Origin of the sequence: Neptuniibacter pectenicola, from assembly GCF_001597735.1 — a bacterium.
Classification (GTDB): Bacteria; Pseudomonadota; Gammaproteobacteria; order Pseudomonadales; family Balneatricaceae; genus Neptuniibacter; species Neptuniibacter pectenicola.
This window is the reverse complement of record NZ_LUTS01000124.1, coordinates 1-271: the sequence shown is the minus strand read 5'-3', so window position 1 is coordinate 271 and position 271 is coordinate 1. Positions and strand designations below refer to the sequence as shown.

General features: G+C 49.8%; 1 protein-coding gene. It reads right to left on the bottom strand.

Annotated features, from left to right (window positions below):
- The coding region (locus A3773_RS17165; RefSeq protein WP_197462868.1) for an AbgT family transporter at positions 1 to 271 on the bottom strand (271 nt) is incomplete at both ends.

The window sequence follows — 271 nt, the reverse complement described above, 5'->3', positions numbered from 1 at the left end:
CCTGCTAACAGTGGGTCGATACCTGAAGGGATAAAGTTAGCAGAGAAACCGCCAGAGACACCAGCAAACGCCGCTGCGATACCCGCTAGAGGGTGACGGCCAGCTGCGTGGAAAATAATACCACCAAGAGGAATAACCAGTACGTAACCCGCATCTGCTGCAGTGTGCGATACAATTGCTACAAGGATCAGCATTGGTGTAAGTAGCTTAGCTGGCGTGAAGTTAAGCATCTTCTTAAGGCATGTAGTGCTAAAGTCTGAAGAGTCAGCGA